This window comes from Oceanirhabdus seepicola (genome assembly GCF_023684385.1).
GTDB lineage: Bacteria > Bacillota > Clostridia > Clostridiales > Clostridiaceae > Oceanirhabdus > Oceanirhabdus seepicola.
On record NZ_JAGSOJ010000003.1, the window covers coordinates 368,714 to 393,504 of the forward strand.

The window sequence follows — 24,791 nt, forward strand, 5'->3', positions numbered from 1 at the left end:
GTGCTTGATTTAACTATTTTGTAAATTATTACAATGAGTATTAGTTTATAATGATTAAGTAGACAAATGTGGAGTGAAGGGGAGTTCAATGAAAAATAAAAGTAAATTAATAATAAACGTGATAGTAGTTGTCTTATTAGCTAGTGTTATAATATTAGTTATTAATAGTGTGATTTTAAATAAAAGCAAAGCTCAATTGGAGAAAGAGGTAAATGAGTTAAGAGGAAAGGTTGAAGAACAAAATACTGAGATTACCAGACATAAAAATGAAAATGTGAAATTAGAAAAATCATTAGATGTAAGTAAGGTGGGAATTGATAAAGAGAACGAGATTAAGAAAAAGCATGAAAAGCTCTTAAAAGATAATAAAATATTACTTGATAAGATAAAGCAAAGTAACTACCTTAAATCAGCGCTTAGAATTAAAGAATATTCCAAAGGAGAAGTGGAATTTTTCCCCATTTATCATGCTTCAATTGAAGATATTGATGGATATGATGAAGAGGAAGGAATTGGCGGGTATATACTAGTGGATAAAAATTTATCAATAAAGGAAAAGATGCAGCTAATAGCAGATAATGTATCTAAAAGTTATTTTGGACTACCTATTGAGGTTGAAAAAATTGAAGATCGAAATGGTAAAAAGATTGCTATAATAAACCTTGTTGAGCACACAGAAGATGAATGGGATGAATGGTCAAGAAAGTTTCAAGGAACATTAGGCGAGCAGTTCAGTATGAGCACTCTTGAACGTAATTTCATACAAGAACAATATTCAGGAGAATGGGTTGATGGAATTGAAATTCAGCAAAATCATGGTATAAGAAAATCAGGGCATTTAGGTGATTTTAATTGGATAGTGTACAGAGAGGATATACCTATAAAATATGAATTAAATGAATTTATTGAAACGGATGGAGAAAAAGAAACATTAGAAATAAAAGATGGTAAAATACTTGCTAGAGATGGTAAAATTCTCATAGAAGATTCCATTGAAAGAGGAAAGCGGTGGATAGTTGATAATGAGATTACAATAATTACTAGAGTAGGTTTTACGTATTATGATGGTAATACGTACAGTGGAACAACAATAGAAACCCTTACATTGGATTTAACAGATGGAACTATACTCAAAAGATACATTGGTAAGGGAAAAGGAGTAGTGAAGGAAGAGTTATTGTATCCAGAAACCTTGTATAAATAAAATAACGCCCACATTAGATTTTGGGCGTCTTTTGTTCAGTCTTCATATTTTCTTCAAATGGCGGTGATTCAATTTTTTTACCTGCATGTAAGGGTTGATTTTCTTTTGTTACAACATTTTTTACAGGTTTAGTCTCCATATTTGGATCAGTAGGCATACTAAATTCCTCCTTCTACAATCTTAAGTTTATTATTTGATTAAATGGATTTAATTATTCAATTTTGTTATAAAAGCACTTAATTTTAGTGCAAAGAGCTTTAGTATGAAAGATAAATTTATTAAATTATTAGAGAAAAATAATCTAAATGAAATGAGAGAGAATGGTTTATATGGACAAGAATAAAAATATAAATAAAATCCAGGGTTATATATTATTGATTATAGGAGTGATTTTCCTGGCGTATAGCATAATATACACCATAATTTTTAAAAAGGTAAGCTTTGGAATAGGAGTTATAAGTATATTGTCAATACTTTTATGTATTGATGGATTCATAAAGAAATCCCTAAAAAGCAAAGAAAAGATTGTGTTATTATGCGAGAAGTTCCTAGATGGAATTTTAATAGTAACCTTAGTATTTTTCTTTAGTGGTGAAATGTTGATTCAAAATGGGTTAAGGGAAGAGTCTAATTCTAGAATGAACAACATGGTGATTTTGGGATGTGGTCTTGAAGAAAATGGTGAACCATCACAAATGATGAAGAATAGACTGGATGCTGCGTTAGAATATCTTTTTGAAAATGATATTGAAAATATAATTGTTAGTGGTGGACAAGGTTCAGATGAAAAATTCACCGAATCTTTAGTAATGAAAAAGTACTTAGTAAAGAATGGAATTAAAAGTGATAAGATTATTGAAGAAAATAAATCAACAAGTACATTTGAAAATCTAAGTTTTACAAAAGATATAATAACAAAAATTGAAGAAAACAAGAATGGAAAATTGAGAATTGTAATTCTTACCAGTGATTTTCATATGTTTAGGTCTAAATTAATTGCTGAAGAACTTGGATTTACTGCAACAGGTGTACCTTCTTCAATATCAATGATAGAAATACCCCAAAGGCATGTTAGGGAATATTTTGCAATTATTAATACAATCATGTATAATATTGGTTTATAATGCAATGGTGGGGGGGATTCAAATGAAGATAAAAATATTACACACAAATGATATTCATAGTAATTTCGAAAATTTTAGCAGAATAGCAACAAAGATACAGGAGTTAGCAGATGATAATACTTTAATATTTGACGCAGGGGATTTTGCTGACTTTAAGGATATTACGCTTCAAGGAACAGATGGAGAAGCTGCAGATGAAATGCTTTATGAGGCTGGATATGATGCACTAGCAGTTGGTAACAATGAAACTTTTAATGGCCTTGATATTTTAAAAAATATGGGTAGTAAATCCAAGGTCCCATTGATAACTTGTAACATTGGAGAGAAAGGCAAGGGGTACATAGAGGGAATAAAGAAGAGTGTTTTAATAAATAAATCTGGACTAAATGTTCTTGTAACAGGAATTTCACCAAATCTAGGGGAGTTTCTTGAACTAGATGGAATGGAGATTAAGGATTACCATGAAGCTATAAGGGAAGAGATAAGTAGGTATAAAGGACAGTATGATATTTGTATTCTTATATCTCATTATGGAATGACAGCTGACGAGGATATTGCGGAGACTATACCTGAGATTGATGTTATAATCGGGGGGCACTTTCATATATTAATGGACAAACCTAAAGTGATAAATGGGTGTGTAATTCATACCTCTGGGCAATTTGGAGAGCATCTAGGAGTGCTAGATTTACAAGTAAATCTAAGCAATGACCTTGGACAGCGAGTAATGCTTGTTGAAGGGAAGAATATAAAAATACAAAAATGTGAAAAAAATCATGGAATAATAAGAATATATGATGAAAATAAAGAGATAGCATTAGATAGATTATCAGTGCCATTACATGAAATTGAAGAAAATCTATGGCATGATAATATTGAAGAGAACCCTATGAGTAATTTTTTAGCTGATGCTCTTTATGATTTTTTAGATTGTGATCTTGGGATTATAAATAGTGGAGTTTTAAATGGTGGTATAAGAAAAGGTGTTGTTAGTAAGAAGAAACTAATAGAAATATGTCCATCACCATTGAACCCAACTACATTTGATATTAAGGGAAAGTATCTTCGACAGGCATTAGAGGAATCAGTTTATGGGGATAAGTGTCTCAAAGATGGTAGAGGACCAGGTTATAGAGGAAGATTTCTAGGTAGATTGCATGTATCAAATATGGAGATAAAGTATAAAGAAAGAACGATATCAGAGATATCAGTTGGTGGATTACCATTAGAAGATGAAAAAATATACAAAGTAGGAACGTCAGATTATCTTCATAGGGGTAGTGGATATGAATCTTTAAAAAATAACTCAAATGTGGAATACAATGAAGATTATTTAAGAGATACATTGGAAAAATATTTAGATAATAAAGAATTGGTAAGAAAAGCTCTTTCTCATAGATGGATAGAGGAATAATGAGCAGTATTTTATGATAAAAAGAGCACCATTTATATAAGGTGCTCTTTTTGCATATACATGAAGTTTATTAGTTGATGAATGTGTTCTTAACACGTTTTGATTTTATGAAGTAAGGAATCCAAATACATGAAACAAGTAGAACTTTTATAAGTGTCATAACACTTGAAGTAATATCTGCTGAAGTAACTGAAGCTAGATTTAGTACAAAAATAAAATCGATTATTGCAATGACAAGATTATATGAATACATAGAAATCATTAACTTTGGAAATAATTTTTTCTTGGTAAAGTAATTAATAATTAAAATACATACTAATAAAAGTAATATGGTATTTGCAATTGTTTCAAAAATTATTAAGGGGGCTAATAATGCTTGGTATGTATCTAAAGCTTTGTTTGTAATTTCTGTCCATATTGGTTTGGAAAATAAAGAATATAACTTAATTAATTGATTTCCAGCTGTTAAAATAGTGAAAATAAGTCCAAACCCTATAAGAATTAACCAACCACCTAAACCCTTTAAATCTTTATCCTCATCAATGTTATTTTCATCTTCTAAATAGTGTTTTTGATTCTCATCCATTGAAAATCCTCCTTAAATATCATATTTATTTGTAATCAAGAAACATTATAACAGATATTGGACGAGTTGTTAATAAGAAGGTTGCTATTTTGTTGCTCAAGTTTGATTATCAATTGTTCTTGAGGTTTACTTGCAATTAAACAAATGTTATTATTTTCATACTAGATATTAGAACTGTGCACTATTTTGTACAGTTATTTATTTTTTGTGTGTATCAATTTTAAGATTTATTATTAAGGGATTTGTGATAATAGGGGTGATTTTTTCAGAGTCCTTTTTATCTTTACATAGGAGAGTAATAGATAAGTTATATAGATAAAGGAGTTGTGAGGAAATGGAGTTTATAAAAAAATTATTTTCTAGCTTGTTTTTTAAATATTCAAAGAAGCAGAAACTTAAGATGAGTATTCTTGGAATAGCAATGATAATTACAGTTGGACTACAGATAGTTAGTCCGCAGATTACTAGGTTTTTTCTAGATGCGGCTAAAAATGGTGAAGAATTTAAGCATATTATGTATGCAGCAATAATGTTTATAGGGGTAGCAGTTGTCCAACAAATATTCTCATTAATAACAAGATATTTGGGAGAAATAGTTGCTTGGAAAGCTACTAATGAAATTCGTATAGATCTTGTGAAACATTGTCTAGGGTTAGATATGACATTCCATAAAGAATATCAATCAGGTGAACTCATTGAGAGAATAGATGGGGATGTTTCAGGACTTTTTGGACTATTTTCAGGAGTAGTTTTAAACGTTATAAATAACTTTTTGCTTTTAGTTGGGATTTTAGTAGTTCTACTATTTGAGGATTGGAGAATTAGTTTAGGACTATGTATATTTTCACTATTTGCAATGTATACTCTCTGGTTTGTGAAAAGAAAAACAGAAGTTCATTGGGAAAAAGCAAGTGAGATGAATGCTAAATTCTATGGATTTATTGGTGAACAGATTTCAAGTACTGAGGATATTGCTACATGTAATGGAAGAAATCATGTTATGAAAAAGTTTTATAAGATTATTAGAAAGATGTTCCCTGTAATAAGAAGAGCAGAGTTAACCTGGGCAAGTATTTGGTCAACTACAACAATAATATTTGCAGTAGGAAACATAATAGCTTTAGGATTATCAACTTATCTTTGGAGTAAGGGGGCTATATCTATTGGGACTGTATATTTGATATTTAATTATACAGAACATTTAAGAAGGCCTATAGAACAGATGAAGGTCGATTTACAGGAACTTCAAGTTTCAGGAGCAAGTGTATCAAGAATAAATGAATTATTCAATATAGAAAGTAAACTAGTTAAGGGAGCAAAAGAACTGTGTAACGACAAAAGTGGAACAGTGGAAGTTAAAAATGTATACTTTGAATATGAAGAAGGCGCTACAGTATTGAACGATATTTCAATTGAAGTGAAATCTGGTAATATTCTTGGGATTTTAGGGCATACAGGAAGTGGTAAGACAACACTGGCACGCTTGCTGGTAAGACTGTACGATGTTACACATGGACAAGTCCTTATAAATGGTCAGAATATAAAGTCAATAACATTTGAAGACTTACGAAAGAATATTGCTTATGTTACTCAAGAGGTCCAATTATTCAATGCAACTGTTAGAGATAATATAACAATGTTTAATGAAGAAATTGATGATAAAACAATTTTACACATTATAGATGAGCTTGGATTGTCTAAGTGGCTAGATAAGTTACCTAACGGGTTAGATACAAACTTGGGGTCAAATAGTACAAACTTATCAGCTGGGGAATCTCAATTATTAGCTTTTGTAAGAGTTTTCTTAAAGAATCCATCAGTTATTATTCTTGATGAGGCAACATCAAGAGTTGATCTTTTAACAGAACAGATGATTGAACGGGCACTAGATAAACTTCTTAAAGAAAGAACATGTATAATTATAGCTCATAAATTAAAAACATTAGATAGAGCCCATGAAATATTAGTTCTGGATAATGGACGTATGATTGAACATGGAAGTAGGAAGGATTTAGTTAAAGATAAAGAATCAACTTATAGTAAATTACTGAACCATGGGATTGAGGAGGTACTTGTCTAATGAAAGATAAAAAAGTAGAGACAAATGGTAGAAAGTTAACTTTAGACCTGATTAAATATAAACCAGGACTATTTATAATAACAACAATTCTATGGATTATTAAAGACATTTTGCCGCTAGTGAATGGTATGGTTATTAAAGAAGTATTTGATGTTATAGAGGGAACTTCTTCATTTAATGTTGGAATATCTGGTCTATTGATGATGATTGCTACAATCGCTTTAATTGAAATAATAATATTTCAAGTTGCCTTTAGAACAAACATATCATTCGAATATTCAACTATTTCATTAATAAGAAGAAACATATTCAATTCAATATTAAAAAAGCCTGGAGGTAAAGCGCTTAATTGCTTATCGGGACATGCTATAAACTCAATACGTGATGATGCTAATCAGGTTAAATCTCTATTAGGATGGATATCATGGCTTGTAGGTCAGATAATTAGAGCAATAGCAGCAATTATTATTTTATCCACTATAGATATTAAAGTCACATTTTTAGTTTTCCTACCTCTAGTTGCAATTGTATTATTTGCACAGAAATTTGAAAAGAAAGTTGAAAAGAACAGAGAAAAATCTAGAGAAGCATCTGCGAATGTAACAAGTGCTATAGGAGAAATATTTGAATCAGCTCTATCAATAAAAGTTTCTGCTGCTGAAGATGATGTGATAAATAGATTAGAAAAATTAAATAACAAGAGGAGTAGGCTTTCAGTAAAGGATTCTATACTTACAACTTTAATTGATTCAATATACAATAATGCAGTGACAATAGGTACCGGCTTAATACTATTACTAGTTGGTAGATTAATAATGAATGGTAGTTTCTCAATAGGAGACTTCGCAATATTCGTATATTACCTGAGTTATGTAACAGATACAATTGAATCATTAGGAAACTTTATTGTATTTGCTAGGCAAACAGAAGTATCCTTTAAAAGAATGTCAGAGCTAGCTTGTTGTCAAGAAGGAAACGAATTAACAAAACACAAAGAAATATATTTGAATGAAAAAAATGCTTATAAACATGAAGAAGTTAATGATAGAGAGAATTTAAAAGTTTCAGATTTAAGAACTCTTGAAATCAAAAGATTGAATCACTGTTATGAAAATTCAAGTAACGGAATAAAAGATATTGATTTCACTATTAAAAAGGGAGAAGTTACAGTGATTTGTGGTAGAACAGGAGCGGGTAAGAGTACATTAATAAAAAATATTATTGGGCTTATTCCTTCAGATTCAGGTGAATTATATTGGAACGGAGAAAAAATTGAGAAACCAAGTGAGTTCTTTATTCCACCTATATGTTCATACACACCACAGATTCCTAATCTCTTTAGTGAAACTGTAAGAGAAAATATATTGTTTGGAATTGAAGATAATGAGGAAACTATGAACCAAGCTATATATTCATCCGTACTTGAGAGTGATATCACTAAACTAGATGAGGGTTTAGATACAGTTATTGGCTCAAAAGGAGTTAAACTATCAGGAGGGCAGAAGCAGAGAGTTGCAGCTGCAAGGATGTTTGCTAGAAGAGGAGAATTGTTAGTTTTAGATGATATATCAAGTGCTCTTGATGTTAATACAGAGAAATTATTATGGGAAAGACTTTTCGCAGAGAAAAAACAAACATGCCTTATCGTTTCAAATAAGAAAATAGCTATAGAACATGCTGATAATATCATATTGATGAAAGATGGAGCTATTGAAGATCAAGGAAAGTTAGAGGAGTTGTTAAGTAGGAATAAGGAATTATGGCAGATAATAGCTTAAATAGAATTTGCAATCATGTCACAAAAGTTTGATTATCAATTTATCTTGGTATTACTGGAAACTGTGGCGTTGATTTTTTTAGCAATGGGGTTAAAAATAAGGGGGACAATACTATGGGAAATAAGTACGAAGTTAAAAGTAAGATAATAGAGAATTTAAAAAGTCAAATAAATCAAGGTAACTTAAAAGAATTAGAGAAGTTTTGGGATAAAGTAGAAAATGAAGGTGCACCATTAATTGAAGAAATAAGTGAGAATTCAAGTGAGATGCTTGTTACTTTTTTATATAAGGAAAATAAAGAGACTAAAAATGTTGTTGTATTAGGTAGTATCCCAGGATACAGATACAAGGAAAACACCATGGAGAAAATATTAAATACTGATTTATGGTATAAGAGCTATGTTATAAGAAACGATGTGAAATTTAAGTATAACTTTTCAATAAATGATTCTTTAGAAGAAGAGGATGAAAATAGATTTAACAATACAATTTCAGATCCATTGAATCCTAAAAAGTTTATTTGGGTAAAGGATGAGGATATAGAAGATGATGAAGAGAGCTATGATTCAGTATTTGAAATGCCAATGGTAAAAGAAGAAAAATGGGTGAAAGAAAGATGTAATAATAAAAAAGGAAAAATGGAGCTTGTTAGATTTAATAGCAATACTTTAGGTGGTTCAAGGCGTCTGTGGATTTATTTACCGAATGGTTATGAAAAAGAAACTACTTCATGCAATCTTGTAGTTTTAACTGATGGTTTTTGGTATGCTAATCTATTATCTGCTCAAAATGTTTTTGATAATCTAATCAATGATAAAAAAGTTGAACCCTTTGTGGTTGTGATGATTGATACTTCCAGCGATAAGAGGGGAGATGAGTTAAGCTGCTCAGATAAAATGAGTGATTTTATCTGCTGTGAGCTAATGAAATGGATAAGAGAAAACTACAATGTAAATGAAGATGCTGCTAAAACAACTATAGGAGGATTAAGTCTTGGAGGACTTATGGCAGCTTATATAGGGCTTAAAAATTCGGGAGTTTTTGGTAATGCCTTGTGCCAGTCAGGGTCATTTTGGTGGAAAGAGGAATGGTTAATTAAAGAATATGAAAAAGAAGAAAAGTGTCCAGTGAGATTCTTTTTAAATGTAGGGTTGTTAGAGGACAGACCATACGACGATGAGCCAGTAATGATGGACTGTATAAATAAAATGAGAGATGTACTTATTGATAAAGGTTATGAAGTGGATTATCAACAGTTTCAATCTGGACATGACTTCTTATTTTGGGGAGAAACTTTAGCTGATGGATTAATCTCATTGATAGGTAAGTAAGAAGTAAGAAATGAACCAAGGGGGATAAAAACATGAAAAAATGGTCAGATGAATTAAAAACATATAACTTAGGGGAAGGCTTTACATTAGAGAAAACAGAAGATAATAAGGAGTTTTCAATATGGTACAATATATATAAGAATTCAAATCCTTTTCATAGATTGAATTGGAGTGAGAATTTGAGTGTAATAGGAGAGCATGATAACTGCTTCTGGATAAATCAGAATAATTTTAGGATTGGTGGAGTTACTATGCAACCCAATGAAATAATGGGGTTATTTTTAATACCACCATACTCAGATATATCAAATGTACTAGGAAAGCTAGTGAAGTTACTTTTACTTTGGTCTGATAGAAGTAAAAAAATATCTACTTATACAATTTTATCAGATCAAGTTGACCATTATCATAGATTAGGCTTTAATGTAGCAGAAAGTAGCAGATGTATGATTAGACCTACTCAAGAATTTAATGTAACTTGGGATGATAAATTCATCTTACAATTACCCAAAAAAGATGATATAAAGAAAATAGTAGAGTTATTATACGAAGCTAAAATATTTGGAAAAAAAGATCAAGTTAAAGAAATAGACCCGGATATGGAAGAATGTAAGTTTGTTGAAGATTACTATTCTAAAAATTATGATACTGCTTTTGTAAATAATGCATCAACAATTATCTATGATAAAGAAACAAAAGAGATGATTGGAGTATGTTTAATATCTCTATGGTCAGGATTACCCAATGTATTTGAAATTGCAGTGAAGCCAAGTTATAGAGGACAAGGTCTTGCAAAAAAAATGTTGCAAAGAGCTTTGTCTAAGTTAAAGGGTGAACACGATCTGTTAAGGCTGTTTGTTACACTTGGAAATCCAGCTGAAAATATATATTACAAACTAGGATTTTTACCAGGAGAATCATATTGGGATATGTATCTACCAGCACAAATTGAAAATAAGTAATTGTATTAAAGGCTTGAAGTCATTTTTGATTTCAAGCTTTTAATATTATATAAGTAAATGAGCTAATATGTTCATTTTTATACATTTATGGTATACTTTTATATAAATTTAAAATGAAAGAATTAAAAGTGAAGTAGAAGTAATGGTTATTTATATAATCAGTATAAGGAGATATGGTTATGGGAAATGAAGTAAGTGCAATAGGTATTATTGGAGGTAGTGAAGGAACAATTAAAATTAAAATAGATGAGAAAAAGGTTAGCGAAGTGGAAAATATATTTGCTAAATATGCTCCTATCTTAAAGCCGAATAGAAAACCAGTGAGTAAAATTTTAGAATATATTAAGTCGAAGTACCCTGCTGTGGAGGATACATCTATAAGATATAAAAGAATGGTTGAAATGAATGTTTTAGCTGATTTTTATAAAGGTAAGTCAGCTAATGAAATACCATTAAAAGTTACTGTTTTACATATAAGAAACGAAGGGACTGCGACTGTACTATATGATTTACAGAAGTTGGAGTATGTAGAGCGTGTTTCTAAAATGAAACAACTAAGAAAGGATTATAAAAACCATTCATTTAAAAATATTCCTATTCGAATATGTGCAGAGCAAATTAATGACTATATGGTTATAGAGGGGAGTGACGCTCTGGGAGATGAGATAATAATTTTGCGTGGATTAGATGAAATAGAGTTGAAAAACAAGTATCTAGTTGCAAACTATGTTAAAACCTTAAAAAAATATAAGATGATAGAATAAAAGAGGGAAAACTATATGGATAAAATAATATTAAAAAATTTTGCTGAAGGGTTATTAAAAGATAAGAAAAGAGATATTTTACATGGAATAGATCATTCAGATAGAATGTTAAAAGCGGTGGATATGATTTCTGCTAATTATACTTATGATAATGATATTCTTATGGCAGGAGCATACTTCCATGGAGGAATACATTATGGAGAGGAGCCAATAAGACGTTGGTTGACATCAAGAGGGTATAATGATAAAAGTATAGATAAGATAATTAAAGTTACATGGGAATCTCAAAACAAAAGTATACCGGAAACTATTGAGGGCAAATTATTACATGATTCCCACACTATTGAGGGTGGAAAGGCATTTTTTATCCTTAAACCTTTGTTAGTTGGAACAGTTATAGGACAAACTCTTGAAGAGACAATAGAATTTATAGAGAATAATATATTCACTAATGAAGAGTGTTATTTACCAGAGAGTAAAGCGTTAATCAGGGAGAACCATGAATATGCTAGAGAATTTATAGGTTACTTAAAGAGTGAAATTGAAATAAATAGATAACTTTCTTAGAATCAATAATTAAATAATCAGAAGTATCGGAGGGAATTAATGAAAAACAAAAGAAAAAGAAATAGAGATCTTTTAACAGGAAGTGTTGGTAAACACTTATTAAGAATGACTCTACCAACTATTGGAGGAATGTTAGCTTTTACTATCTTTAATATTACTGATACATTATTTGTATCAAAACTAGGAACGAATGCACTGGCTGCTATGGGGTTCACATTTCCTATTGTTATGATTGTAGGGGCTTTTTCATCGGGAATAAGTATAGGAGCGGCTTCGGTACTAGCTAGAGCCATGGGGAAAAAGGATCATCATCTGATGAATAGGATTGCTACAGATGGAATTCTTTTATCAGTCTTATCTGTTATATTTATTTCAACTATTGGATTGCTCACCATGGACCCTTTATTTACTATGCTAGGCGCAACACAGGAAACTTTGCCATTAGTAAAAGAATACATGACTGTTTGGTATATAGGAGTTGTAGCTGTTGTTATGCCACCTGTAGGTGATTCAGCAATGAGAGCTATGGGAGATATGATTAGACCTTTTATTGTAATGATGGTATGTGCATTACTCAATATTATATTAGATCCAATATTAATTTTTGGACTATTTGGGTTTCCTAAGATGGGGATGGCAGGGGCGGCTTTAGCAACTGTTATTTCAAGAGTTGCAGGAATGATAACTACATTATCATTTGTACATTTCCATTATGGATTAATCGACTTTAAGTATAAAGATTTTAAAGAATTAATATCTTCTTGGAGCAAGATATTACATGTAGGAATTCCAAGTGCTGTTGTTAGATTATTTCCTCAATTGGTACGGACTGCTTTAACAAAGATGGCTGCAACGGTTGGAGGAACAGTAGCAGTAGCAGCAATTGCAACTGGTACAAGAGTAGAGAGTTTTGCTACCGTTGTAAGTATGGCCATTGGGACTGCATTAGTACCAATAATAGGACAAAACTGGGGTGCTAAAAAGTATGATAGGGTTAATGAAACCAGAAAAATAGTAAATAAAACAGCAGTTATTTATGGAATAATCATTTTCCTAATTGCATTACCATTAGCAGAACCAGTCAGTAAAATTTTCACTGATAATCCTAAAGTATTGGAATTGACTAAATGGTATTTATGGATTGTTCTTTTTGCATCAGGAGGATTGAACTTATATAACTGGACTAGTGGAGAGTTAAACTCAGTAGGGAAACCACTATGGGTTATGGTAATTAATATAGCAGGATCAGTAGTAATCTTAATTCCTGCATTATTTATAGGATCAAAAATATATGGTTATGTTGGAATGTTAGTTGGTTTAGGAATTGGTCAGATAATAATTGGTGCAGTTGCTGTGAAAATTGGTAAGAAAGAATTAAAAGGTGAAAATGAAATATTAATAGAATGTTAGAAGGGATAATATATGAAAGTACCTACATTAGAGCAAGCAATTCAGTATATTGAATATGCTGAGAAAAGAAATCCAGGAGAGTGGATAGATCATTCATACAATGTAGCAAAAGCAGCTAAATCTATTGCAAGTGAATGCATCGATTTAGATGAGAATATTGCCTATGTTTTAGGATTGCTTCATGATATAGGAAGATATGAAGGACGTGTGCAACTGCATCACTCCATAAGTGGATATGACTTCCTGATGAAAGAAGGATATGATGATGCATCACGAATAGCATTAACACATTCCTTTGTAATACCTGATATCAAAGTTTATGTGGGAAAGCATGATTGTACAGAGTATGAATTAATGTTTATTAAGAAATATTTAAATAATGTAACCTATAATGATTATGATAAACTTATTCAGTTGTGTGATAATATTTCTTTGCCAGAAGGGATATGTCTTATGGAAAAAAGGCTGATTGATGTTGTGATGAGGTATGGGTTTAATGATTTAACTTTGATAAAATGGGAAAATTATTTAGGCTTGAAAGAGTATTTCAGTAAAAAAATAGGTAAGTCAATTTATAAAGTGTTAGAAGGTGTTGTTGAAACGACCTTTGAGTTTTAGATTAGTAAATCATATTATTTTACGAATCCGGGGGTCGCAGGTTTGAATCCTGTTAGGTGTACCATAAATATTGATATAAGCCGGTTCTCAGAAATGAGAATTTCGGCTTATTTTTATTTTCCCACACTTTTCCCACATTAGAATTTGATGAAGAAAAAAAACTAGACAAGTGGGTGGGGAAATATTTATGGTGCTTTAGGACATACTGTAGGCAGATTTAGGTGAATATATTTGCAACGACTGAGATGCTTAAGTATCCAAGTAGTGCTTGTGTAGTTTTTGGTGTAACTTTCGACTATGAGAGTTTTATTGCATAAATTATTACAAAAAATAATTTAAATTCTAAAGTTAATTACATTAGTTAATTTGAAGCTTTTTAAATTTAGGCTATGTTTAAGAGTGGTGTTGAATTTGTATATATACTATAAATGTTAAATATTTTGATTGATATGGAAATTTGGCATAATATAATCTTGATAGTATGTGGTGAAAGAAATTAATCAATACACTGAAACAGTAGAGAAAAGTGACTTTATATAATTGAGATATAACATAGCTAATGTTTATAATACGAAGTAAAATGCTGCGAATAAAGAAGTTAAGTATTGAGAAAATCTTAGATGATGATAGTGTAAATATATCGAAAATTTGAGGGGAATTCGCTAAATTTGGAAGATGTGATAGTAGGAAGGTACGGTTCGCCTCCAACATTCAAAACCACGACTGTATGTCGTGGTTTTTGTGAAATAAAGTATAAGTTTGCCATATTGGCAAACTTATACTTTATTTTTGTTTTGGCAAACTTATGGTTTGTTTTAGCGCCAAGTTAATGCATATAATTAAAACACCAGCTAAAATTAAAATGTTAATATAATTAATTAGTTACACATATCTACTTTTACACACAGATATTTAAATTTTCCATATTTACAAGAGGAAAATTCAGAGTAATTAGCCCACTTACATTTGTATTGGTTATTTAAATATAAAGGGCTTTCTCTTTCTTTAGTATTTGCCTTACCTAGCCATTCTAAATTATCTTTTAATATCCTATCTTCATGTATTCTAAATTGATAACTATTAATAGTCTCTTTTGATTTCAGCCAGTATAAATGTTCATTTGTAAGTATAATAGAATACCCTATACAATTTTGATGTATGGAAGTAACTTTTTCCAACCTACAAATATCTCTTATAAAATCATATCTTCCATGATCTTCTGCAGATTGCTTTTTAAGAAAAAAGTTTTCACCATTAAAAGTGCAATGTAAAAATCGAGTTTTGTATTTCAATTCAATTGCATAGTATATGTTTTCATACTTAATCCAAATGTCTAAATTCAAACTTTCAGAAACATATGGGTAATCATATTCTAATCTGATTTGTGCATCTGGATAGCTAGTACGTATTTGCCAAGCAAGTTCATGTTGGAAATCTTTTTCTGAATGAAATACTGCTCTTCTCTCACTTAAACTATCTAGTATGGCATGAATATCTATCATAACTCTCTCCTATCAATATTTATCTTTTCTTATATATATATATTATACTAAAATAAAAAACTTATATCATAATGATATTGAGGATTTAAAACAAAATATTTATTTAAAAATATACTAATATTAATATAAGATTAATATTTGTTAAGTATTTTTTTACTAAAAAATCATTTATTATAAATATCTAATCATTAAAAAGAAAGTGCTGGATTCACTTTCACAGAAATATTATTTAATTTGGTTAAATCATTAATCGCCATTTGAAAGGAGGTGAATTTAATGAAATTTTCCAAATCAAATATTTGGTTTTCTTAAGCATTTTTTCATTTATCTTAGGAATTTTATTATTATTTATAGCAATAATGTTAGCCTAATTTATACATCATTTCGATGGCACTCCAAGTTACGTTTTTATTACTATGTACTCTACAAGCATTATATCCCATACAATAGTATGATGCAGTGAACCGTATCATAAAAAAGTGAGTTTTTTAGTCTTAGCCATTAATATTACTTGGTTAAGGCTAGTTTTTTATGTGAAAATATATCAAAACTAATTTGTTGCTAATTTTAAGATTATTTACATAATTATATAAAATTTGATAAAATAATTATATATAGTATGATTTGTGATTTAGAAGGAGGAGAAAATGGATTTCACATTACAATTGCCTAATAAAGATGGAAGTATTGAAACAAAAAAACTTGATAATAATTCATTAATAATAATAGGTGCAAATGGTGCTGGGAAAAGTAGACTAGGCGCTTGGATTGAACACAATGATTTAAAAAATGTACATAGGATTAGTGCACAAAGGTCATTAGAATTCGAAGATTTTATTCAATTAAAAAGTTATAAGCAATCTGAAAATATGTTGCTGTTTGGTGTAGAAGATGAAGTTGATCTTACTCATAAAAAGGGACATCGTTGGAATTGGGGAAGATATACTAATAGTATGATTGATGATTTTGGTATAGCTTTATCAGCTATAATAGCAAAAAAAAATTTGCAGAATGAAAAGTATATAGATGAATGTAGGAAAAGAGATAATGCTGGCAAACCTCATGAGAAGGTTCCGATTACAGTTTTAGAACAATTATATGATATATGGAATAAAATATATCCTCATAGAGAAATAAAAGTAGAAGATGCACAAGTTGTTGTGAAATATAATCAACAGAATTATAAAGGTATAGAAATGAGTGATGGAGAACGTGTTGCATTATACTTAATTGCTCAATGTTTAGCTGTCCCAAATAATAAAACTATAATAATTGATGAGCCAGAAGTGCATTTACATAGGTCAATTATGAATAGATTATGGAAGGCTATTGAACTAGTTCGTAATGAGTGTTTATTTGTGTATATTACTCATGATACAAATTTTGCTGCATCACATGAACATGCTAAAAAACTTTGGGTTAAAGAATATGATGGACATAGTTGGGACTTAGAATTTGTGAATACAGATGAATTTTTGCCAGAGCAATGTTTGCTTGATATATTAGGTAATCGAAAGAATACTATATTTGTAGAGGGCACATCTGAAAGTTATGATACAACAATATATAGGGAAATTTATAAGGATTATTATATTGTTCCTTGTGGAAGTTCATTAAATGTTATTGATTATACTAAAGCAGTGAGTGCTAATAAACAATTGCATCATTTAAAAGCTTATGGAATAATTGATAGAGATTTTCGTAGTGATGAAGAAATAAGATATCTTAACTCTAAAAGAATATATGTTTTAGAGATTGCGGAAATCGAGAATTTATTTTGTATAGAAGAAGTGCTTAAAGCTGTAAATGAACATTTTTTATATGAGGATGAGGAGAGAGTAGAAAATGCAAAAAACTATGTAGTTGAAACTAGGTTCAGTAAGCAAATATCTCAACAAATAGCTAAAGCTACTACATCACAAATTAAATATAAGTTATTTTCCTATGATGTTTCAGGGATAAATGTTGAAAGCATAAAGGAAAAAGTGCAAAATTTACAAAATTATATTGACTTTGACAGTTTGGCTACTGAAATAGGTGACAGTTTTAATAATACTCTTAAATCAAAAAACTACTCTGAGGTTTTAAAAATTTTTAATGAAAAAGGATTATCTTCATCTATTGGACAATATTTTAATATAAATAATAAGCAATACTGTGAATTGGTATTAAGATTATTACGAAGAGGAAATGAATTAATATATATAGGTATGAAAAAATATTTACCACACTTGTAAACCTCACTTAGCCACATTACAGTGAACCGTATCATAAATAAAAATATCGGTGGATTTCGCCTAATGTGATTAACCTCCACCAATAAATCCACTAATAATGAAGAGGTATCTCAAAAATGATTTTAAAGCATTTTGAGATACCTCTTTTAACTTATACATTATAATATGAATTTATGACTTTTTACTAAATCTATTGAACATAGAATTTGTTATTATATTATCAAGTTAATTATAATTACTTGTCAAAATCAATGAGTTCATTTTTATTTTTTATATTTAGATAAAGAGAATCTTCTTTTGGGAAGGTTTCAATATTTGAAGAATCACAGTAAAGTGTTAAATTACTTAAGGTACCAGTAGCAATTTTAATATAATCATCATAATTATCTTCGAAAATTGGATGCCTAGCTAAACATACATCAGTTACTATTGGCATATAACTACTATTTACTTTATAATAGACGTTAAAATAATTTGGATCTTTACTTAAATTAAGATAATGTTTATAAGAGTGATAAAAATCATATTCAATATAAGATTTAGATAGAATCTCGAGCATTTCTATTCTGTAATTATTTATTGTTGAGTCAATATTTTTTATTAAAGTAATCTTATCATTTTCTAATTTTGATATTTTTTTTAAAATATCAAAAATCTTATAGAAGCTATCCATATATAATACCCCCTCTGTATTTGGTATAGTATACAAAATACTTAATAAAATTATTACTACTTCAACTACAATTTTGGATGATGAATGTAGTATATGTAACTTTTTAATGATATAATAGTTAAGAAAATTATTGAATTCATATATATTATTGACAGATTGGGGGATTATTAGTATGAGTGAAAATAGAGAAGAAGCAAATGAGTATAAGCATTGTTATAATGAAGGAAAAAAACATTATGATAACAATGAATACGATAAGGCTAATGAATGTTTTTCAAAAGTAATTGAACTAAAAGCAGATTATGCATTAGCATATTGGTATAGAGGTCTAATTTATAACAAGAAACAAGAATACGATAAAGCAATTATAGACTATGATAAAGCAATTGAGCTCAAACAAGATGATGCTTTATTATATAATAATAGAGGGGTAGTCTATAGTAATCAAAAGGAAGATGATAAAGCAATTGAAGATTATAATAAAGCAATTGAGCTAAATCCAGATTATGCTTCAGCATATAATAATAGAGGGATAGTCTATAGTAATCAAAAGGAAGATGATAAAGCAATTGAAGATTATAATAAAGCAATTGAACTAAATCCAGATTATGCTTCAGCATATAATAATAGAGGGGGTGTCTATAATAATCAAAAGCAATATGATAAAGCGATTGAAGATTATAATAAAGCAATTGAGCTAAACCCAGATGATGCTTTAGCATATATTAGTAGAGGGTTAGTTTATAATAATAAACAGCAATATGATAAAGCAATTGAAGATTATAATAAAGCAATTGAGCTAAAGCCAGATTATGCTTTAACATATAATAATAGAGGGGTAAGCTATAATAATAAACAGCAATATGATAAAGCAATTGAAGATTATAATAAAGCAATTCAACAAAAACCAGACTATGCTTTACCATATTTGAATAAGGGATATATATTAAAAAAAATTGGAACTGATTATGAGCAAGCTAAATTATGCTTTGAAAAAGCACATGATTTATATTCTATAGAAAATGAAAAATATAGGTTAGAAAAAATTGAAGATAATATTAAAGAATTAGATGAATATATTGAAGCTAAAAAACAAAAAGAAAGCAAGTTTACAAAAATACTTAAAGAAACAGAAGAGATTTTTACTAATTCAGAAAATAAAAAGAGAAGCTTTTTGAATTTTATTATACCAAGTGAAAGGAACGAAGCTAAGAATTGTTTAGAAGTTTTAAGGAGATGGAATTCATATACTCCAATTGTAGCTGACAATTTTCATATAAGTAAAGGTGGAGGATATTTTTTAAGAATCAATGGAAAAGGTATAGTAATTGATCCGGGTTTTAACTTTATTGAGAATTTTAAAGGACTGAACCATTTTTTTGATGAAATAGATATTGTTTTAATTAGCCATGCTCATAATGATCACACCGCGGATATAGAATCTATCTTAACACTTATACATAAATATAATGAAAATATAAAGTCATCTGATAACTCTGAAGATAGATATACTATAGAATATGATTTAGCCCAAAGACATGGAGATAAATGGGGCGACTTTGATGAAGCAGAAAAAAGTAAACTAATAAATGAAGAATTCAAGCGTTCTCCAAGAAGGAAAATTATTGATATTTATATTACTACAAGTACCTTTAAAAAATATGTTGGTATGTTTGAACTGATGAAGAGTACTAATTATAAATTACATATAATTGAAGCTGGTTATGAAAAGGAGTTTAAAGATGATAGTTTTACTATAAAGACAATAAGGTCAAAACATTTTGATATAATATCTGATGATTCGTCAGTTGGATTTTTAATAGAATTTGATAATAATAGCATTCTCTATACTGGAGATACTGGTGTAGATGAAAAATTAGTAGAGGAGTATAAACAAATCGCTAAAGGCACAGAACATAGGAATCTCATCTTATTAGCACATTTAGGTGGATTCAAAGATTATGAAAATAAATATCAAGAAATAGAAGGATATAAATCTTTTTATTCAAATCATCTAGGAAGGTTAGGATTAGTTGAAATTAATAATATATTAAACCCTAAGATATGTTTAATATCTGAGTTTGGAGAAGAATTTAAAGATAGAAGAATTCAGTTTTCTGAAATAATGGACAAACTTTATGAAGATAAAATAATATTTCTACCAGCAGATATAGGTTTAAAGTTAAATTTTGACAAGGATTCTTGTAAAGTGCACGGGATATCAAAGGTAGACATGGATACTTTAGTAATGGAAAAAGATGATATTAAACTTGAAGATATCGGAATTTCTTTGTTAAGAAAAGATTATTCTCTGCATTATTACAATAAAGCTGATAGTATCAAAGAAGGGAATTTGATACAAGCATTGATAGATGAATATGAAGATAGTAATAAATAATTTAATTATTAAATTTTAATGTTTATTACAAAGTTTTTACTTAAGATAAGATTTTATATGGAGTTTAGTGGATTTTAAAGGTCATGCTTCGACTCCCAGTTAAAACCACGACTTTGTCGTGTTTTTTTATTTATATATTTTTAGGAAAAAGAGCGGTGAACCGTATCATAAGTAGTAAGGATTTTAGTCGAATATTTGGATAAAGAAGTAATTTAGATTTATATACTAATATCAGAGCAACTTCCTATTCGTAGTAACAGAAGTAGACATTCAGAAACAAAACTAGTAATAGTTTAGGATAATAAAGTATATTAAAAGACTTTATCCTAATAAGTATGAAAAACTTATTAGAATTTAATATTCATAAATCAGAATCAAGGGAACCACAGGTTCCCTTTTTATACTATATTATCAATATTATTTAAAATCACAGACTAAGTTTATTATAAATAAAATGTTATCTACACAAATAACCTATTCAATGTCTTAGCTGCTTTAATCCTCTCTTTAGGCAACACATGAGTATATATATTAGCAGTAATTGAGATATCAGAATGCTCAAGTAGCGTTTGAATAGTTTTTAGTGGAACATTTGCCTCAAAGAGTTTTGTTGCATAAGTATGTCTTAATGAGTGGAACTTTATATATGGAATGTCTGCTCTTTTTAAGAATCTTGTGTATGCTCTTGCAAGGTTTCTTGAATCTATAGTGTTGCCCATTTCTGTTGTGAAAACAAAATCTGATTTTATGTATGAAGATCCTGCCTTTAATCTATCCTGTAGTTGAGACTTTCTGTGAGCCTTAAGCACAGGTATTATGGGTCAAGGATAGGAATGGTCCTTTCAGATGTTTTGGATTTAGGAGGTTGAATTACGCATTTAAAATCACGTGATCTATCCTCATTAATAACATTTATATATTTAAGGGTTCTTTCAACCTTTAGTTCTTGTAGATCGTAATCAATATCTTTCCATTTAAGTCCTAGGAGTTCACCCTGTCTCATACCAGTCCCAAGAGCCATGAGTAATATACATTCAAGTCGTGTTCCTTTAGAGTGTTTTCTGATTGCTGCAATATCCTCTTCAGTAAACACCGAAACAACTTTCTTCTCAGCTGTTGCACTTTCTGGGATAACTAGTTTTCTTCCTAGACATGGATTCTTTAAAAGATAAAATATCATAGAGATTCATAAAGAGGATTCTAAGGTTATTGAAGATTCCATAGTTCTTAAACCTTCAAAACAAAAAATACTATAATATTTAATATAATGTTTTTTGAATAATTCAACCATTCAAACAAAAAACAATAAAAGTAAATAAATAATTTGTCTGGACGATAATAAATTAATAACATAAATAGAAAATTAAGGAGGTATTATGAATAAGAATAAAGCAATTAGTAAAAATAATCCTAAGTTAAGGTATGCACTTTGGAAAACACACGATTTTAGAGAACATTATACAGGAGAACCACTAGACTTTAGATCTTTAGAGGTTGATCATATTATTCCTGAATCATTAAGTAAAAATCCACAGAAGTTAAAGGATTATTTAAATTTGATGGACTTAGATGAAAACTTTGAATTGAATGGAATTTTAAATTATGTTCCAACAAACAGGTTTGTTAATAATAGAAAAAATGATGAGTTATTACCATCTGGAGTAGCCGCATTAGCTTTAAACGCTGCTAGAAAAAAAGCAGACAAAGTATTGAAAATTATGGAATTATTCGATAAAGATATTAAAGTTAATAAGGTTATTACACAATTAAAAACTTCAATTAATCATGAAGATGGAGCTGAATATGTTTATGATATGTTATCAGATGATTATGAAGAATTTAAAGAAGAGAAATATATAAACAAAGATGGTGTTAATAGATCATATAAATATAGTATTAAGAGGATAGAGCTACAAGCTTTTTTACCATCTTATAGAGATTTTAAAGGAAGTTGTTTATTCACATTTAGAACATTATCAATAAGAGGATGTATGATTTCTATGGATAGTGAACAAATTATAAACCAACTTTTTAAGGGAATAAATACTAACCCTGAACATGGTTTGAGAGGATTTATATCTCATCCAAATGGAGATAAAGGTTTTTACATACAATTGGCAAATAATAGATTTATACTTAATTCTGAGGAAACTAATGAGCTATGTTCAATAGTAGATGATTTTGTGGAAGAATATTTTAATTCATTAGTTGAAGTAGAAAAAAAATTAAATACGATTAATTTTGTAAAATCTAAGAATGATGGATTTAAATTGATTAGAATAGATAATGAATTATGGAGAAAAATTATATCCTTTACAGCTAAAAATGATGCATTCAATAGCAGTGGAGAATGGAGTGTCTTTGAACCAAATGAATATATGCTCAAAATTTACACTAATAATCATGAAAAATATGGCAGTGGACATCATGCAATAATTCATTTAGAAAGAGATTACGACAAGTTATTTAATAATTATTTAGAAGCAGACAATAAAATATGGTTAGTTTGGAAACCATATTTTAAGATTAACAAGAGTGAAGATATTGAATCACTAAATGACAAAGGATATTGGAGTATCAAAAAAGTTTTTGAATGGTTGACATCTGAAATGATACCTAGAGTAATATATGAAGATATGGTCCAATACAATATATGGGGAAAGCCTAAAGTATCATTTGAAGGTTTTGTTAATAGTTTTGATGTATCTAGATTTGTAGATTATAATAATGTATTTTTAATACAAGAAAAGGAAGAGATAGATTCAAGTAGAAAGCTGTTAAATATAATTGATTACTTACAATCATTTTTTTCAACATATGAAACAATATTTTTGCGAAAAGAAGAAATAGAAAATATTTATAAAGGTCTTTTATTGATTATTAATAATTCAAAGAAAATAGGAATATCTTATATATCTGGGAATCTTGGATTTACAAATGCTAGAACAATGGAAAAATTAATTGAAGAAATAAACAATTATATTCAAAAAATTGATGATTCTAAAATTGGCAGTTATACAATTGATACCACTTTAAGCTGTTTACAGGTATGTTTAAGAGATTTCGAATGTAAAATATCATTAGAAGAAATACATAATGTATATTTTTATTTAGAACCATTAATTAATATTTACAATAGGGATAAGATTCTTAAAAAAAATATATAGAATATAATTTATTCTCAATTAAATTTATTAGTGATAGAAATGTTGTAATTAAGGTGTTTTTATTGAGATATTAGCAGCACCAGAAGAAAAGTTTATTACAATAAATATTTCTAATATTATTGAAATATTTATATTATCTGAAGCTGCTAATCAATTTACTACAATGAAGCTTTGGACAACCTTTAAAAGAGCTCATCCTTCACACATTTAAAACTTGTCCAAAGCATTAATAATAATCACCCCAAACCCCTCGAGGGGAAGGATAGAAGAGGAGCTTATGCTCCGCTTCTATCCTTTTAGTTTTCACTCCAATATATATTCATTCGAAAATTTAAGTACCTGTTACAGCACTTATTTATAAATAACATCATCACATCTGAAGCATATATGTGTAGCTTTAATTATATAAAAGATAAAATATCATAGAGATTCTTATAGCTATATGTATAAGTAGTATAGTGAATTCTTATATATATGGAAATCAAATTCGCACCCTAAGGACAGGTTGATTCATAAAGAGATTCTAAGATTATTGAAGTTTTCAGTGTCCCTTCAACTTTCAAAATCAAAGAATCTCTAATACTCATCATAACCATTCCTTTGGGTACCCGCTTGACTAGCCCTGGATAAGATTTGTTCTTGAATTGATATTTTTATATGCTTTCTTAATGAAAAGATTTTAGGGCTGGTCCATTGATTTCATTAGGGTATTCTTCTGAGGGATCTTAGGGATGGTTTCACGGGTCCTTATCTATAAGGAAGTTTTGAAGAGGGTTTAAAAGAACTCATAAATTCGTACCTTTAAATCCTCTTCAAAACAATTTATTCTTATCCCACCCTCCAACCCGTTTTTTAGGGTCACTTCTCTTGGGTCAATAAAGGGTGGACTTGATTCTGGTACAGCCAATCAAGTACTAGCATTTACAAAGCTATTCCTTAGTTGGGCACCACAAGCAGTTCCACCCTAGAGTTTTCA

20 protein-coding genes are annotated in these 24,791 nt (G+C 29.2%); 14 read left to right on the forward strand and 6 right to left on the reverse strand.

Features of this window, described 5'->3' with window-relative positions; genetic code table 11:
• Positions 1–88: 88 nt before the first annotated feature.
• On the forward strand, positions 89–1,204 hold the full coding sequence (locus tag KDK92_RS15515) for a hypothetical protein (RefSeq protein WP_250860251.1): 1,116 nt from the start codon (positions 89–91) through the stop codon (positions 1,202–1,204).
• Between the two features lie 13 nt (positions 1,205–1,217).
• Here KDK92_RS15515 and KDK92_RS15520 read toward each other — a convergent pair whose 3' ends face one another.
• A complete protein-coding gene (locus KDK92_RS15520; protein WP_250860252.1) occupies positions 1,218–1,361 on the reverse strand; it encodes a hypothetical protein in 144 nt (47 codons plus the stop codon).
• 172 nt (positions 1,362–1,533) lie between these two features.
• Between KDK92_RS15520 and KDK92_RS15525 the strand changes: the two genes are divergently transcribed.
• Together KDK92_RS15525 and KDK92_RS15530 are read left to right on the forward strand one after the other, a co-directional pair.
• Positions 1,534–2,328, forward strand: coding sequence for a YdcF family protein (locus KDK92_RS15525; protein WP_250860253.1), 795 nt, complete (start codon positions 1,534–1,536; stop codon positions 2,326–2,328).
• Positions 2,329–2,350: 22 nt separating this feature from the next.
• The gene (locus KDK92_RS15530; protein ID WP_250860254.1) at positions 2,351–3,742 is read left to right on the forward strand and encodes a bifunctional metallophosphatase/5'-nucleotidase; all 1,392 of its coding nucleotides are present in this window, start codon (positions 2,351–2,353) and stop codon (positions 3,740–3,742) included.
• Between the two features lie 70 nt (positions 3,743–3,812).
• Here the strand turns inward: KDK92_RS15530 and KDK92_RS15535 are convergent, their stop codons facing one another.
• Positions 3,813–4,328, reverse strand: coding sequence for a DUF2569 domain-containing protein (locus KDK92_RS15535; RefSeq protein WP_250860255.1), 516 nt, complete (start codon positions 4,326–4,328; stop codon positions 3,813–3,815).
• Positions 4,329–4,662: 334 nt separating this feature from the next.
• Here KDK92_RS15535 and KDK92_RS15540 point away from each other — a divergent pair, with 334 nt between their 5' ends.
• The 8 genes from KDK92_RS15540 (at position 4,663) to KDK92_RS15575 (ending at position 13,838) form a co-directional block, all read left to right on the forward strand.
• Positions 4,663–6,408, forward strand: coding sequence for an ABC transporter ATP-binding protein (locus KDK92_RS15540; protein WP_250860256.1), 1,746 nt, complete (start codon positions 4,663–4,665; stop codon positions 6,406–6,408).
• Complete coding sequence (locus tag KDK92_RS15545; protein ID WP_250860257.1) at positions 6,408–8,186, forward strand: ABC transporter ATP-binding protein; 1,779 nt, start codon at positions 6,408–6,410, stop codon at positions 8,184–8,186. Before KDK92_RS15540 ends, KDK92_RS15545 begins: the two co-directional genes overlap by 1 nt.
• A 113-nt stretch (positions 8,187–8,299) precedes the next feature.
• Positions 8,300–9,517 (forward strand): alpha/beta hydrolase-fold protein, encoded by a 1,218-nt coding sequence (locus KDK92_RS15550; RefSeq protein WP_250860258.1) that lies wholly within the window; start codon positions 8,300–8,302, stop codon positions 9,515–9,517.
• 32 nt (positions 9,518–9,549) lie between these two features.
• Positions 9,550–10,479 carry a GNAT family N-acetyltransferase gene (locus KDK92_RS15555; RefSeq protein ID WP_250860259.1) on the forward strand — a complete coding sequence of 310 codons (930 nt, stop codon included), beginning with the start codon at positions 9,550–9,552 and terminating at the stop codon, positions 10,477–10,479.
• Between the two features lie 179 nt (positions 10,480–10,658).
• Positions 10,659–11,243 (forward strand): hypothetical protein, encoded by a 585-nt coding sequence (locus tag KDK92_RS15560; RefSeq protein WP_250860260.1) that lies wholly within the window; start codon positions 10,659–10,661, stop codon positions 11,241–11,243.
• A 15-nt stretch (positions 11,244–11,258) separates the two neighbouring features.
• On the forward strand, positions 11,259–11,801 hold the full coding sequence (locus tag KDK92_RS15565) for an HD domain-containing protein (protein WP_250860261.1): 543 nt from the start codon (positions 11,259–11,261) through the stop codon (positions 11,799–11,801).
• Positions 11,802–11,849: 48 nt separating this feature from the next.
• The gene (locus tag KDK92_RS15570) at positions 11,850–13,220 is read left to right on the forward strand and encodes an MATE family efflux transporter (RefSeq protein WP_250860262.1); all 1,371 of its coding nucleotides are present in this window, start codon (positions 11,850–11,852) and stop codon (positions 13,218–13,220) included.
• Between the two features lie 12 nt (positions 13,221–13,232).
• Complete coding sequence (locus tag KDK92_RS15575) at positions 13,233–13,838, forward strand: HD domain-containing protein (protein ID WP_250860263.1); 606 nt, start codon at positions 13,233–13,235, stop codon at positions 13,836–13,838.
• Between the two features lie 878 nt (positions 13,839–14,716).
• On the opposite strand, the gene KDK92_RS15580 is transcribed toward KDK92_RS15575, so the two are convergent.
• A complete protein-coding gene (locus tag KDK92_RS15580; RefSeq protein ID WP_250860264.1) occupies positions 14,717–15,340 on the reverse strand; it encodes a hypothetical protein in 624 nt (207 codons plus the stop codon).
• Positions 15,341–15,987: 647 nt separating this feature from the next.
• On the opposite strand from KDK92_RS15580, the gene KDK92_RS15585 reads away from it, so the two are divergent.
• Positions 15,988–17,577, forward strand: a complete 1,590-nt coding sequence (locus KDK92_RS15585; protein ID WP_250860265.1) for a DUF4435 domain-containing protein — start codon at positions 15,988–15,990, stop codon at positions 17,575–17,577.
• 235 nt (positions 17,578–17,812) lie between these two features.
• On the opposite strand, the gene KDK92_RS15590 is transcribed toward KDK92_RS15585, so the two are convergent.
• The gene (locus KDK92_RS15590; protein WP_250860266.1) at positions 17,813–18,250 is read right to left on the reverse strand and encodes a hypothetical protein; all 438 of its coding nucleotides are present in this window, start codon (positions 18,248–18,250) and stop codon (positions 17,813–17,815) included.
• A 172-nt stretch (positions 18,251–18,422) separates the two neighbouring features.
• Between KDK92_RS15590 and KDK92_RS15595 the strand changes: the two genes are divergently transcribed.
• Positions 18,423–20,648 (forward strand): tetratricopeptide repeat protein, encoded by a 2,226-nt coding sequence (locus KDK92_RS15595; protein WP_250860267.1) that lies wholly within the window; start codon positions 18,423–18,425, stop codon positions 20,646–20,648.
• 461 nt (positions 20,649–21,109) lie between these two features.
• On the opposite strand, the gene KDK92_RS15600 is transcribed toward KDK92_RS15595, so the two are convergent.
• A complete protein-coding gene (locus tag KDK92_RS15600) occupies positions 21,110–21,457 on the reverse strand; it encodes a tyrosine-type recombinase/integrase (protein WP_250860268.1) in 348 nt (115 codons plus the stop codon).
• A gap of 5 nt (positions 21,458–21,462) precedes the next feature.
• A complete protein-coding gene (locus KDK92_RS15605) occupies positions 21,463–21,828 on the reverse strand; it encodes a tyrosine-type recombinase/integrase (protein WP_250860269.1) in 366 nt (121 codons plus the stop codon).
• Between the two features lie 196 nt (positions 21,829–22,024).
• Between KDK92_RS15605 and KDK92_RS15610 the strand changes: the two genes are divergently transcribed.
• Complete coding sequence (locus KDK92_RS15610) at positions 22,025–23,815, forward strand: HNH endonuclease (protein ID WP_250860270.1); 1,791 nt, start codon at positions 22,025–22,027, stop codon at positions 23,813–23,815.
• Positions 23,816–24,791: the final 976 nt, after the last annotated feature.